Genomic DNA, 12,492 nt, shown 5'->3' on the forward strand with positions numbered 1-12,492 from the left:
AATGAAGCAACATTCACTCGGTCAGGCCGCTCGTGCCGCGGGAATTTCACTGGACTACATCAACGTCAATGGCGAGAAAGAGGCGATCAGCGATGAGACCCTGCAGGCGCTGCTGGCGGTGATGGACGATCCGCAGGACGCAAAAAAATCGCCGCTGCCGCCGGTCGCGGTATTCAGCGGCAGTGGCAAGCGACAGCTGACGCCACAGGGCAGCGGCGTTTACCGCTGGCAGTTGCAGACTGAAAACGGCAAACAGCACAGCGGCGAGTTAACCGCCGGTGAGCCTTTTACGCTGCCTGGCCCGCTGGCGCAGGGGTACCACCAGCTCACACTCAGTAAGGGCAAAAAAAGCTGGCAGACGCGGATTATCGTCGCGCCGCGCCGCTGCTATCTGCCTCCGGCGCTGGAGGCGGGGGAAAAACGCTGGGGTGCGCTGGTGCAGCTCTACACCGTGCGCTCTGAACAGAACTGGGGCATCGGCGACTTCGGCGATCTCGACCAGTTGCTGGTGCAGCTGGCTGAGCGCGGTGGCGATTTCGTCGGGCTGAATCCGCTGCATGCGCTCTATCCCGCCAGCGCCGGTTTCGCCAGTCCGTACAGCCCGTCGTCGCGCCGCTGGCTGAACGTAATCTATATCGACGTCAGTCAGGTCGCCGATTTTCAGCAAAGCGCGGCGGCACAGAAGTGGTGGAAAAGCGCCAGAACCCGGAAGGCGCTGACCAAAGCGCGTGAGGCGGAGCTGGTTGACTACGAGGCTGTAATGGCGCTTAAGCTCGCTGCGCTGCGGCACGCCTGGGCGCACTTTCAGGCGCGAGACAGCCAGAGCGAAGAGCATCAATCCTGGGCGGCCTTTGTGCGTGAAGGCGGTGACAGCCTGCGTTATCAGGCCGCCTACGACGGCATACAGCTGGAGCGGCAGGCAGACAAGGCGCAGCAGGGCGGCTGGCCTGCGTGGCCGGAAGCGTGGCGCAACAGCCAGTTGCCGGAGGTGCAGCAGTGGTGTGCACAGCATGAAGAGGAGATCGCTTTCTGGCAGTGGCTGCAATGGCTGGCGCAGCAGCAGTTCTCTGGCTGCTGGACGCACAGTCAGGCGCTGGGTATGAGCGTCGGACTCTATCGTGACCTTGCGGTGGGCGTGGCGGAAGGCAGCGCGGAAACCTGGCACGACCCGGAGCTTTACCGCCTCAAGGCCTCGGTAGGTGCGCCGCCTGACCGTCTCGGTCCGCTGGGACAAAACTGGGGCTTACCGCCGATGGATCCGCACGTAATGAAGGCGCGCGGCTACCAGCCATTTATCGACATGCTGCGCGCCAACATGCGCGACTGCGGCGCGTTGCGCATCGACCATGTGATGTCACTGCTGCGTCTGTGGTGGGTGCCTGCCGGGGAGACGGCGGATAAAGGCGCCTATGTGGCCTATCCGGTCAACGATCTGTTGGGCATCCTGGCGCTGGAGAGCCACCGGCTGCGCTGCATGGTGATTGGCGAAGACCTGGGCACCGTGCCCCAGGAGATTGTCAGCCTGCTGCGTAAAAGTGGCGTCTTTTCATGGAAGGTGCTCTGGTTTGAGCAGGAGAAGGATGAGCGCTATCGCGCGCCGCAGGACTATCCGCGCCAGTCGATCGCCAGCGCCAGTACGCACGATCTGCCTACGCTGACCGGTTTCTGGGAGCAGGGCGACCTGGCGCTGGGGGAGAAGATTGGCCTCTATCCGGGCGATGCGGTGAAAGCGTTACATCAGCAGCGCGCCGCGCAGAAGCAGGCGCTGCTGGATGCGCTGCATCAGGCGGGTGCCTTACCGGCACGCAGCCAGAAGAAGGCGGAGAAGCTCGCCATGACGCCTGCGCTGAATCGGGCAATACATCGCTTCCTGGCGGATACCGACAGTGCGCTGCTTGGCCTGCAGCCTGAGGACTGGCTCGGTATGACCACGCCGGTCAACGTCCCGGGCACGGTGGATCAGTACCCTAACTGGCGACGCAAGCTGAGCAAAACGCTGGAGGAGATCTTTGCGGACAAGGAAGTGAATGCACTGCTGAAGGTGGTCAGCCAGCAGCGTCAGTCAGGACAGAAAGGGCAATAACAGAAGCGCGGCAGCCATGCTGCCGCGCTTAACATCAGTAGAACGAGTGTTCACCGCGCTGATGCTCAGTAATATCCCGCACGCCTTTGAGTTCCGGGAAGGCGGCCAGCAGCTCTTTCTCGATACCATCTTTCAGGGTCACGTCGATCATCGAACAGCCGTTACAGCCGCCGCCAAACTGCAGAATGGCGTAGCCCTCATCGGTGATCTCCATCAGCGACACGCGACCGCCATGGCCGGCCAGCTGTGGGTTGATCTGCGCCTGAAGCAGATACTCAACGCGCTCAACCATTGGCGCATCATCAGAGACTTTACGCATTTTGGCATTCGGCGCTTTCAGCGTCAGCTGCGAACCGAGGTTGTCGGTAACGAAGTCAATTTCAGCATCTTCCAGATAAGGCTTGCTCAGTTCATCAACGTAAGCAGAGAGCTTTTCGAACTTCAGTTCGGTGTCAGTAGCTTCAACGGCATCGGGCGGACAGTAAGAGACGCCACACTCGGCTGTTGGCGTACCCGGGTTAATCACGAATACGCGAATCTGGGTGCCATCTTCTTGTTTGGATAGCAGTTTAGAAAAATGTTCCTGGGCAGAGTCAGTAATTCGGATCATGTCGATTGCTCAATAGTTGACTAATTTAGTTGGTTATAATACGCCCATCAAAGACGCTCTACAAGGTACGGCACAGGCACCAGACCTGCACGCTGGCGGCACCCTGGGCTATTAACAGGCGGCTGATTTCATCTACCGTACTGCCGGTGGTAATGACGTCATCCAGCAGAGCGATATGGCGTCCCTGCACCGCCATTTCAAGGCGGAAAGCACCCCGTAAGTTGGTGCGGCGCTGGCGGGCGCTGAGCTGATGCTGTAATGCGCCCCCGCGCTTGCGGGAAAGACCTTCGCGCCATTCACATCCCAGCCAGTGCACCAGCGGTGCGGCCAGTAATACCGTCTGATTAAAGCCACGCTGCCAGCGTCGACGCCGATGCAGCGGAACCGGCAGCAGCAGATCGGGACGCGGCACACTGCCACGCCGGTAAACATTAAGCCAGCTTAGCAAAAGCAGCCGCGCCAGCATCACTCTGAGTGCGGTTATGTGAGAAAATTTAAGCTGGTTAACCCACTGGCTGAACGGCGGACAATAGTCATTGACGCAGACCAGCGCCTGCCAGGCGGGCGGTTTAAGCTGGCAGCGGCCACAGGCGACCTTTGCTGAACCTGCCGGCAATCCGCAGCGCGGACAGAGCAGCGGTAACGGCGGTAATCCGCGCAGACATAAGCTGCAGATGCCGTGCCGGGCTATCCGCAACGGCATCCGGCATAGCCAACACAGGGCGGGCATTGCTAGCATAGCGACCTCCTTATCATTTTCGGGATAGTAACTGATGACGTCGCTCTACTGGCACACCTGCGGAGAAGGAAAACGCGATCTTGTGCTGCTGCACGGATGGGGACTGAATGCCGAAGTCTGGCAAAGCATAATTCCGCGACTCAGCGCGCACTATCGCCTGCATCTGGTCGATCTGCCCGGCTATGGCCGCAGCCGGCATTTCGGTGCGCTGACGCTGGAGCAGATGGCAGCGCAGTTGCTGCCTGCGCTGCCACCGCAGGCGATTGTGGTCGGCTGGTCGCTGGGCGGACTGGTGGCGACGCAGCTGGCGCTGAGTGCGCCAGAAAAACTGGCTGCACTGATCACCGTTGCGTCGTCGCCCTGTTTCACCGCCACAGAGAGCTGGCTCGGCATTAAACCGGAGACGCTGCAGAACTTTCAGCAGATGCTCAGCAACGATTTCCAGCGTACGGTGGAGCGCTTTCTGGCGCTGCAGACGCTGGGTACCGAAACGGCTCGCGCCGATGCGCGGCAGCTGAAAGAGGTGGTGCTGTCGCAGCCGATGCCGGAGGTGGCGGTGCTGGATGGCGGACTGGAGATTCTGCGCCAGGTCGATCTGCGCGACGCGTTACCGCAAATTACGCTGCCGTTCCTGCGGCTCTATGGCGCGTTAGATGGCCTGGTGCCGCGCCGGATTGCGGCGGAGATAGATGAAATGTTGCCAGCATCGCCCTCAGTGGTTATTGAAAAAGCCGCACATGCGCCTTTTATTTCCCATCCTGAGAGCTTTTGCCAGCATATTGTTAATTTTATCAGTAATCTGCCGGGATAATGACGCTTTGAACTGGCAAAATCGCAGACAGCAGCAATACTTCTCTCTGTGAGCGAGGCCGTTGCAATTTTATGTGATTAGTCATGGAAATGACTATGCCGTTCCATACTGCCTTACGCGTTTAGCGGCTGCTTACATCTCACAATGGATCATGAATGAGGGTAAACATAATGAAGGTTTTTAAATGGGTTGTGGCTTCAATGATGATGGGCGCGATTTCATTTTCTGCGATGGCAGCGAAGGAAGTCACCAAAGAAGAAGTTAAGACAATGAACCTGCAGAAGATTGGCACCGTTAACACCACGGCGGAAACCACCTCGCCAATGGATGCTAAAAAAGTGCTGTCGCAGCTCGCTGACGAAAAAGGCGGTAAATATTACCTGGTGATCGCGGGTCGCGAACACGGCAAATTCAGCGCAACGGCTGAAGTGTACAAGTAATTAACGTAGCCACATGAACTGCCAGGCATCCAGCTTAACCGGCTGGGTGCCATCAATTTTCTCTCCGCTCACCACATCCTGCAACGTATGCGCCACCGGCAATTGCGTTTCCACTGATCGTCCACTGAGATTAAACACGCACAGCAGCCCGTCACCGCTTTCTGGCTGATGACGTCTGAGCACCAGCACGGCGTTTTCGCTCTCATAAAGCGTCATCGGATTATCCGGGTGAAACGCAGGCTGGCGACGACGCAGCTGAATCAGCTGGCCGAGCCGGGTATAGACCTGCTGGCGCAGCCAGTTACCGCCCGCCAGATCCGTTTCTATCTGCTGTAAATCATACTTCTGCCGATTAATCGCCCGGTTGTGTCCGGCGGCGCGCACGCCATCGTAATGGTTACGACCACCCAGAATGCTCTGGATATAGATGGCAGGCACGCCGGGAAAGACCAGCAGAATCGCATGGGCCAGCAAAAAACGTTTCAGCCGCGTGGCGTCGTCGTCGTCTTCACGGTTGAGCGCATCCAGATAGGTGACGTTGATTTCATAGGGGCTGGTGGTGCCGTCAGGGTTGTTTTTATAGGAGACCAGCGCGCCTTCCAGCGCCAGATCGCGCACCAGCGCGACAATCTCCACTTCAGACAAAATGCCGCGTGCCGGATTAAGGCCGATGCCGTCGTGTGACGCCAGGAAGTTGAAAAAGGTGGTGTCGTTGCTGCTGAGATCCAGAGCGCTCGCCCACTGCCGCAGGGCGCGCGCCGAGCCGGTGTGAATCGCATGCAGCACCAGCGGCGGCAGCGAAAACTGATAGACCATCTGCGCCTCATCGTGCCCGTTGCCCAGATAGCTGATGTTGTCCTGATGCGGCACGTTGGTCTCGGTGATAATCACCGTGCCTGGCGCAACCTGGTCGGCAATAGCGCGAAACAGCTTCACCAGCTGATGGGTCTTTTCCAGATGAATACAGCGTGTGCCGGGCGTTTTCCACATGTATCCGACCGCATCGAGACGCACATAGTCAGCGCCGCGTTTCAGGTAGTCGAGCAGCACATTGACCATGCGCAGCAGCACCTCAGGATTGGCAAAGTTGAGGTCGATCTGGTCGGCGCTGAAGGTGGTCCAGATAAAGCGGGTATCGCCATCCGCCATTTTAAACGGCGTCAGCAGCGGCGAGGTGCGCGGACGCGTCACGGCGCTGAGATCGGTGGCGGGCGGCATACTGATAAAGAAATCGTCCCAGCCGGGATCCTGCGCCAGGAAGTGGCTGAACCAGGCGCTGTGTGCCGACATATGGTTGCAGACAAAGTCGAACATCAGCCGGGTTTCCTGATGCAGCCGCGCGATATCCTGCCAGTCGCCGCACAGCGGATCGACCTGATGGTAATCAATCACCGAAAAGCCGTCATCGGACGACCAGGGGAAAAAGGGTAGCAGGTGAACCAGCGGAAACGTGGATTGGAGGTGCTGCTGATAGAACCGGGAAAAGGTGCTGAGCGTGGGTTTATCGGCTTCGCGAAACTGATCGGCATAGGTGATCAGCACCACATCCTGCTCATCCCAGTGTGCCTTGCGCGGCAGCTTAATGGCCTCGCGGGCTGTGGCGATGTCAGCCAGCAGGCGCGCAAAGGTCGCCTCCGGAAATGTGCCAGCATAAATCTTATCAATCAGATCGGTGATCGTTTCCATCGTGAATTGGGTGCCACAGCAGGTGTTGTTTTTATGACAGGCGTCTTTTTAGCGTAGCGCGATGGCGGGGATTTTCAACCGGGGAGAGGGGTGTGAAGAGGGGGCCAGGCAGTGGCCCCCTGAAAAGCTTAGCGTTTTTTACCGAAAGCAGCAGCCAGCGCATCACCCATCGCACTGTTACCTGCTGACGAGCTGACCGGACGCGGACGACCTTTTGCGTTGTTCTGACGTTTCTCTTCGCGCGGAGCAGCGTTCTTCGCGCCACCACGGGCATTGCCTTCGCCAGGCTGCTCATCAAGACGCATGGTCAGGGCAATACGCTTGCGCTGGAGATCGACCTCCATCACTTTCACTTTAACGATATCGCCCGCTTTCACCACCTGATGCGGATCTTCCACGAAGCGATCGGAGAGCGAAGAGATATGCACCAGGCCATCCTGATGCACGCCGATATCCACAAATGCACCGAAGTTGGTCACGTTAGTGACGGCACCTTCGAGGATCATGCCCGGCGTCAGATCGTTCAGCGTCTCTACGCCTTCAGCGAACTGTGCAGTTTTAAACTCAGGACGCGGATCGCGGCCCGGTTTCTCCAGCTCTTTCATGATGTCGGTGACGGTCGGCAGACCAAAACGTTCATCAATGAAATCGCGGGCGCTGAGATTACGCAGGCTGCCTGCGTTGCCCATCAGATCGCTCAGTGCCTGCTCGGTGGCGGCCAGGATGCGCTCCACCACCGGATAGGCTTCCGGATGCACAGTTGAGGCATCCAGCGGGTTATCGCCATGGTTGATGCGCAGGAAGCCCGCACACTGCTCAAAGGCTTTTGGCCCAAGGCGGCTCACTTTCAGCAACTGCTGACGGTTCTGGAAGCGGCCATGCTCATCACGCCAGCCGACAATATTCTGCGCCATCATGCGCGTCAGGCCCGCTACGCGGGTCAGCAGCGGCACCGAGGCGGTGTTGAGGTCAACGCCGACGGCGTTCACGCAATCTTCTACTACCGCGTCGAGTTTCTTCGCCAGCTGGCTCTGACTGACGTCATGCTGATACTGACCCACCCCGATCGATTTCGGGTCGATTTTCACCAGCTCAGCCAGCGGATCCTGCAAACGTCGGGCAATCGACACCGCGCCGCGCAGTGAAACATCGAGATCCGGGAACTCCAGCGCCGCCAGTTCAGAGGCCGAATAGACAGATGCGCCAGCTTCACTGACAATCACTTTCTGCGCCGTGACCTGCGGGAACTGCTGCTGCAGATCCAGGAAGAAGCGCTCAGTTTCACGTGAAGCGGTGCCGTTGCCAATCGCCACCAGCTCAACCTGATGCTTAGTGCAGAGTGCCGCTACGGCGGCTGCGGCTTTCGCGGCCTGGCCGGTATGCGGATAGACGGTATCGGTCGCGACGACCTTGCCGGTGGCATCGACCACCGCCACTTTGACGCCGGTGCGCAGGCCCGGATCCAGCCCCATGGTGGCGCGCATACCGGCGGGAGCGGCCATCAGCAGATCGTGCAGGTTGCGGGCAAAGACGTTAATCGCTTCATCTTCTGCGCGTTCGCGCACCGTGCCCATCAGCTCTGTTTCCAGATGCAGCATCACCTTGATGCGCCACGTCCAGCTCACCACCGCTTTACGCCAGCTGTCGGCAGGAGCGTTATTCAGGCGCAGGTTCAGGTGCTCAGCAATCAGCGTTTCGCCGTGGCTCTCACGCGGTGCTTCATCAAACTGTGGATCGGCATTCAGCGACAGTTGCAGCACGCCTTCGTTGCGGCCACGCAGCATCGCCAGCGCACGGTGCGACGGCACGCCGCTCAGCGCTTCGTGGTGATCAAAGTAGTCGCGGAACTTCGCGCCCGCTTCCTCTTTGCCTTCCACCACGCGTGACACCAGATGGGCATTTTTCCACAGGTAATTACGCACTTTCGCCAGCAGCGCGGCATCTTCAGCGAAACGCTCCATCAGAATGTAGCGGGCACCATCCAGCGCGGCACTGACGTCGGCGACGCCTTTGTCGGCATCGACATACTGTTCGGCAAGTTGCTCAGGAATGTGAGACGGCTCCTGCCACAGCGTCTCCGCCAGCGGCTCCAGACCCGCTTCGATAGCGATCTGTCCACGCGTCCGGCGTTTCTGTTTGTAGGGCAGGTAGAGGTCTTCAAGCTCGGTTTTGCTGAGGGTGGTGTTGATCGCGCGGGCGAGGTCGTCAGTGAGTTTCCCCTGATCGTCAATCGACTTCAGAATCGACTGGCGTCGCTCTTCAAGTTCACGCAGATAGCTGAGGCGGGTTTCCAGCTGGCGCAACTGGGTATCATCCAGCCCGCCGGTGACCTCTTTACGATAGCGTGCGATAAACGGCACGGTATTCCCTTCATCCAGCAGGCGAACGGCGGCGTCAACTTGCTCTGGACGCGCCTGGAGCTCACTGGCAATTATCTGGCTCAGAACTTTCATCATCAGGATTGTCTTGCTTTCCGGGTTGAGAAATAGCCGACAGTTATACGGATTGATGGTTAAAATTGCCAGAGACGCGGGCGGCTTTCAGCGATAATCTGAAGGGTTATTGCGGGTAGTCAATCGCATTGATATACCACAGCGCCGGCCCCACTGGCGTCTCGACGGTGGCGGCATCGCCGACCTCTTTTTTCAGCAGCGCCCGCGCCATGGGCGAGTCGATGGAGATGTAATCTTTGCGGCCAAAAATCTCATCGTAGCCCACAATGCGGAAGCGTTTGAGGTCGCCCTCATCGTTTTCAATTTCCACCCAGGCGCCAAAGAAGACTTTGCCATCCTGCTGAGGGGAATAGTCAACGATACGCAGCTGTTCAAGACTTTTGGTCAGATAGCGAACGCGACGGTCGATTTCACGCAGCCGTTTTTTGTTGTACTGATAATCGGCATTTTCACTGCGATCGCCAAGACTGGCAGCCCAGGTGACTTTTTTTGTCACTTCCGGTCGCTCTTCACGCCAGAGATAGTCGAGTTCTGCTTTCAGCTTATCGAAGCCTTCGCGGGTAATGAGTCGGGTTTTCATGCTATACCGGCCAGAGAGATCCAAAGAAGAACAGTGTAAGACAAAGGGGGCGCGGCAAAAAAGGGCGGGGAAAGGGTTTTTAAAGGCTAAAAACCCACGATGACTTCCCCGGCGGCGAAAGGGTTGGTGCTGAACAACAATCTGAAGCCAGTAATCTGAAGCTATAAAAGAAATCGTGATACTTATTTACCGGCGTGAGTCGCCGTGGTGGTCGATGTACCGGTGCTGTGACCGTCACCGCCGCCGCCGCCCATGGTGGCCAGTGCAACGCCCAGCAGGGCTGCGACTGCGCCAACACCGATGGCGTTAGAATTACCTTGTGCTGTGGTGGTTGCCGCTGCGCCAGCTGCTTCACCGGTGGCTGTGGCAGCATAAGCTGGAGTGACGCTGCTTAATGCCAGCGCGCTCAGCAGTAAAATTGTTTTTTTCATTGTGTGTAATCCCCGTTGAGACATCGAATGTTGCCTGAGCAGTCTGGTTGAAAACGGAGAAGGCGAAAAGTTGGCTTTACTGATTGATTTAACGGACTTTAATTTCAACTGGCCTTGCTGGTGGCACCGCTGAAACTAATCCGAGAGGAGAGTGGGGCGTTACGCAGGTTTGCTGGAATATTATGCTGCCTGGCCGCTGTTGAGGTAGATTATCTGGAGCTTATCCACAATGATGGCTGATCATTAAGTCAAATTGTCTGCTAACTTGCTGAATTCGTTCATCGAATAAAAACCGGACCGCTTCTGACGCCAGCGATTCAGAGAAACAGAGCCATTTTTTCAGATTTGCCGTAACAGGGGCCGGGCAGCGCCAGACGCGTTAAAACTGGCCCGGAATCGCCTTAAATCAAATATAAGCTCCTGTTTAATATGCTTTGTAACAATTTTGGCTAGAATATAAACCATTAATGACTGTCACTATAAGGCATCTTTTTTTAACAATGTTGGCTCAGGCAATAGCGCCTTTGGGAGTTGAAAATGCAAGAGAACTACAAAATTCTGGTCGTCGATGATGATATGCGTCTGCGTGCACTGCTTGAACGCTATCTCACCGAGCAGGGCTTTCAGGTGCGCAGTGTCGCTAATGCCGAGCAGATGGATCGTCTGTTAACCCGTGAATCCTTCCATCTGATGGTGCTCGACCTGATGTTGCCGGGCGAGGATGGTCTCTCTATCTGCCGTCGTCTGCGCAGTCAGAGCAACCCGATGCCGATTATTATGGTGACCGCCAAGGGCGAAGAGGTGGATCGTATCGTGGGGCTGGAGATCGGCGCTGACGACTATATTCCTAAACCCTTTAACCCGCGTGAGCTGCTGGCGCGCATCCGTGCGGTGCTGCGCCGTCAGGCCAATGAACTGCCAGGCGCGCCTTCGCAGGAAGAGGCGATCATCGCGTTTGGTAAGTTCAAACTTAACCTCGGCACCCGCGAGATGTTCCGTGAAGATGAGCCGATGCCGCTGACCAGCGGTGAGTTTGCGGTGCTGAAAGCACTGGTCAGCCATCCGCGTGAGCCGCTGTCTCGCGATAAGCTGATGAACCTGGCGCGTGGCCGTGAATACAGTGCCATGGAACGTTCGATTGACGTCCAGATCTCCCGCCTGCGTCGCATGGTGGAAGAGGATCCTGCGCATCCGCGTTATATCCAGACCGTCTGGGGTCTGGGCTACGTCTTTGTGCCGGACGGCAGTAAAGCATGAAGCGACTGCGCTTCTCGCCTCGCAGTTCGTTTGCCCGCACCCTGCTGCTGATCGTTACCCTGCTGTTTGTCAGCCTGGTAACGACCTATCTGGTGGTGCTGAACTTCGCCATTCTTCCCAGCCTGCAACAGTTCAATAAGGTGCTCGCTTACGAAGTTCGTATGCTGATGACCGACCGGTTGCAGCTGGAAGATGGCACGCAGCTGGAAGTGCCACCGGCGTTTCGCCGGGAAATCTACCGCGAACTGGGGATCTCGCTCTACACCAATGCAGCAGCAGAGGAGAGCGGATTGCGATGGGCGCAGCACTATGAATTTCTGAGCGAGCAGATGGGCCAGCAGCTTGGCGGTCCCACCGATGTGCGGGTTGAGGTTAACAAAAACTCGCCCGTCGTCTGGCTGAAAACCTGGCTGTCGCCCGATATCTGGGTGCGGGTGCCGTTGACTGAGATTCATCAGGGCGACTTCTCGCCGCTGTTCCGCTACACCCTGGCGATTATGCTGCTGGCGATTGGCGGTGCCTGGCTGTTTATCCGCATCCAGAACCGACCGCTGGTGGATCTGGAGCACGCCGCCCTGCAGGTCGGGCGCGGGATTATTCCGCCGCCGCTGCGCGAGTATGGCGCTTCAGAAGTGCGATCGGTGACTCGCGCCTTTAACCAGATGGCGGCCGGAGTGAAGCAGCTGGCGGATGACCGCACGCTGTTAATGGCGGGAGTCAGCCATGATTTGCGAACGCCGCTGACCCGTATTCGTCTCGCCACTGAGATGATGAGCGAGCAGGATGGCTACCTGGCCGAATCGATTAATAAAGATATCGAAGAGTGCAACGCCATTATCGAACAGTTCATTGACTACCTGCGTACCGGTCAGGAGATGCAGACTGAGCGCGCCGACCTTAACAGTGTGCTGGGCGAAGTGGTGGCCGCTGAAAGCGGCTATGAACGTGAGATCGAAAATGCGGTGATGCCGGAAGAGTTAATGCTGGATATCAACCCGCTGTCGATTAAACGGGCACTGGCTAACCTGGTGGTCAACGCCGCGCGATACGGTAATGGCTGGATCAGGGTCAGCAGCGGACGGGAACTGCATCGTGCCTGGTTCCAGGTGGAAGATGATGGACCTGGCATCAAGCCGGATCAGCTGGCGCATCTGTTTCAGCCCTTTGTGCGCGGCGACAGCGCCCGCAGCACCAGCGGTACCGGTCTGGGCCTGGCGATCGTGCAGCGTATTATTGATGCCCATCAGGGCTCGCTGGAGATTGGCGAGAGCGAACGCGGCGGTTTACGCATTCGTGCCTGGTTACCGTTAGTGGAAAGCATGGCGCTGAGCCACAACAACGGCAGCAACAGCGTGTCGGGATGATAAAAACGGCGCGGCAGTTTCATTGCCGCGCCGCTTCT

General features: G+C 57.7%; 11 protein-coding genes. 5 read left to right on the forward strand and 6 right to left on the reverse strand.

All coding sequences use genetic code 11. From position 1 onward, the window contains the following. Position 1: 1 nt before the first annotated feature. Positions 2 to 2,083 (forward strand): 4-alpha-glucanotransferase, encoded by a 2,082-nt coding sequence (malQ, locus tag FOV68_RS19100; RefSeq protein ID WP_143991359.1) that lies wholly within the window; start codon positions 2 to 4, stop codon positions 2,081 to 2,083. 34 nt (positions 2,084 to 2,117) lie between these two features. Here the strand turns inward: malQ and nfuA are convergent, their stop codons facing one another. Continuing rightward, the gene (gene nfuA, locus FOV68_RS19105) at positions 2,118 to 2,693 is read right to left on the reverse strand and encodes a Fe-S biogenesis protein NfuA (RefSeq protein ID WP_010253194.1); all 576 of its coding nucleotides are present in this window, start codon (positions 2,691 to 2,693) and stop codon (positions 2,118 to 2,120) included. Positions 2,694 to 2,751: 58 nt separating this feature from the next. After that, on the reverse strand, positions 2,752 to 3,432 hold the full coding sequence (gntX, locus tag FOV68_RS19110) for a DNA utilization protein GntX (RefSeq protein WP_143991360.1): 681 nt from the start codon (positions 3,430 to 3,432) through the stop codon (positions 2,752 to 2,754). 34 nt (positions 3,433 to 3,466) lie between these two features. On the opposite strand from gntX, the gene bioH reads away from it, so the two are divergent. Next, a complete protein-coding gene (gene bioH, locus FOV68_RS19115) occupies positions 3,467 to 4,243 on the forward strand; it encodes a pimeloyl-ACP methyl ester esterase BioH (protein ID WP_143991361.1) in 777 nt (258 codons plus the stop codon). Positions 4,244 to 4,413: 170 nt separating this feature from the next. After that, entirely contained in the window at positions 4,414 to 4,683 is a 270-nt protein-coding gene (locus FOV68_RS19120; RefSeq protein WP_010253187.1) for a YdgH/BhsA/McbA-like domain containing protein, read from the forward strand. On the opposite strand, the gene FOV68_RS19125 is transcribed toward FOV68_RS19120, so the two are convergent. The 4 genes from FOV68_RS19125 to yjbE all read right to left on the reverse strand — a co-directional run bounded on the left by FOV68_RS19125 (position 4,684) and on the right by yjbE (position 9,833). Then, positions 4,684 to 6,369: an alpha-amylase family glycosyl hydrolase gene (locus FOV68_RS19125; protein WP_143991362.1), complete on the reverse strand. Its 1,686-nt coding sequence runs from the start codon at positions 6,367 to 6,369 to the stop codon at positions 4,684 to 4,686. A gap of 128 nt (positions 6,370 to 6,497) precedes the next feature. Further along, positions 6,498 to 8,825: a Tex family protein gene (locus FOV68_RS19130; protein WP_143991363.1), complete on the reverse strand. Its 2,328-nt coding sequence runs from the start codon at positions 8,823 to 8,825 to the stop codon at positions 6,498 to 6,500. A gap of 103 nt (positions 8,826 to 8,928) precedes the next feature. Then, positions 8,929 to 9,402, reverse strand: a complete 474-nt coding sequence (greB, locus tag FOV68_RS19135) for a transcription elongation factor GreB (RefSeq protein ID WP_010253180.1) — start codon at positions 9,400 to 9,402, stop codon at positions 8,929 to 8,931. Positions 9,403 to 9,584: 182 nt separating this feature from the next. Further along, positions 9,585 to 9,833, reverse strand: coding sequence for an exopolysaccharide production protein YjbE (yjbE, locus tag FOV68_RS19140; protein ID WP_010253177.1), 249 nt, complete (start codon positions 9,831 to 9,833; stop codon positions 9,585 to 9,587). A 537-nt stretch (positions 9,834 to 10,370) separates the two neighbouring features. Here yjbE and ompR point away from each other — a divergent pair. Both ompR and envZ read left to right on the forward strand, forming a co-directional pair. Beyond that, positions 10,371 to 11,090 carry a two-component system response regulator OmpR gene (ompR, locus tag FOV68_RS19145; RefSeq protein ID WP_003853014.1) on the forward strand — a complete coding sequence of 240 codons (720 nt, stop codon included), beginning with the start codon at positions 10,371 to 10,373 and terminating at the stop codon, positions 11,088 to 11,090. Next, positions 11,087 to 12,454, forward strand: coding sequence for a two-component system sensor histidine kinase EnvZ (envZ, locus tag FOV68_RS19150; protein ID WP_010253168.1), 1,368 nt, complete (start codon positions 11,087 to 11,089; stop codon positions 12,452 to 12,454). Before ompR ends, envZ begins: the two co-directional genes overlap by 4 nt. Positions 12,455 to 12,492 lie beyond the last annotated feature (38 nt).

It is taken from the genome of Pantoea sp. paga (assembly GCF_007558755.1).
GTDB lineage: Bacteria > Pseudomonadota > Gammaproteobacteria > Enterobacterales > Enterobacteriaceae > Pantoea > Pantoea agglomerans.

Bases quoted from the DNA above. Each gene is read 5' to 3' on its own strand.
- malQ (WP_143991359.1), top strand. From the start codon at position 2: ATGAAGCAACATTCACTCGGTCAGGCCGCTCGTGCCGCGGGAATTTCA.
- nfuA (WP_010253194.1), bottom strand. From the start codon at position 2,693: ATGATCCGAATTACTGACTCTGCCCAGGAACATTTTTCTAAACTGCTA.
- gntX (WP_143991360.1), bottom strand. From the start codon at position 3,432: ATGCTAGCAATGCCCGCCCTGTGTTGGCTATGCCGGATGCCGTTGCGG.
- bioH (WP_143991361.1), top strand. From the start codon at position 3,467: ATGACGTCGCTCTACTGGCACACCTGCGGAGAAGGAAAACGCGATCTT.
- FOV68_RS19120 (WP_010253187.1), top strand. From the start codon at position 4,414: ATGAAGGTTTTTAAATGGGTTGTGGCTTCAATGATGATGGGCGCGATT.
- FOV68_RS19125 (WP_143991362.1), bottom strand. From the start codon at position 6,369: ATGGAAACGATCACCGATCTGATTGATAAGATTTATGCTGGCACATTT.
- FOV68_RS19130 (WP_143991363.1), bottom strand. From the start codon at position 8,825: ATGATGAAAGTTCTGAGCCAGATAATTGCCAGTGAGCTCCAGGCGCGT.
- greB (WP_010253180.1), bottom strand. From the start codon at position 9,402: ATGAAAACCCGACTCATTACCCGCGAAGGCTTCGATAAGCTGAAAGCA.
- yjbE (WP_010253177.1), bottom strand. From the start codon at position 9,833: ATGAAAAAAACAATTTTACTGCTGAGCGCGCTGGCATTAAGCAGCGTC.
- ompR (WP_003853014.1), top strand. From the start codon at position 10,371: ATGCAAGAGAACTACAAAATTCTGGTCGTCGATGATGATATGCGTCTG.
- envZ (WP_010253168.1), top strand. From the start codon at position 11,087: ATGAAGCGACTGCGCTTCTCGCCTCGCAGTTCGTTTGCCCGCACCCTG.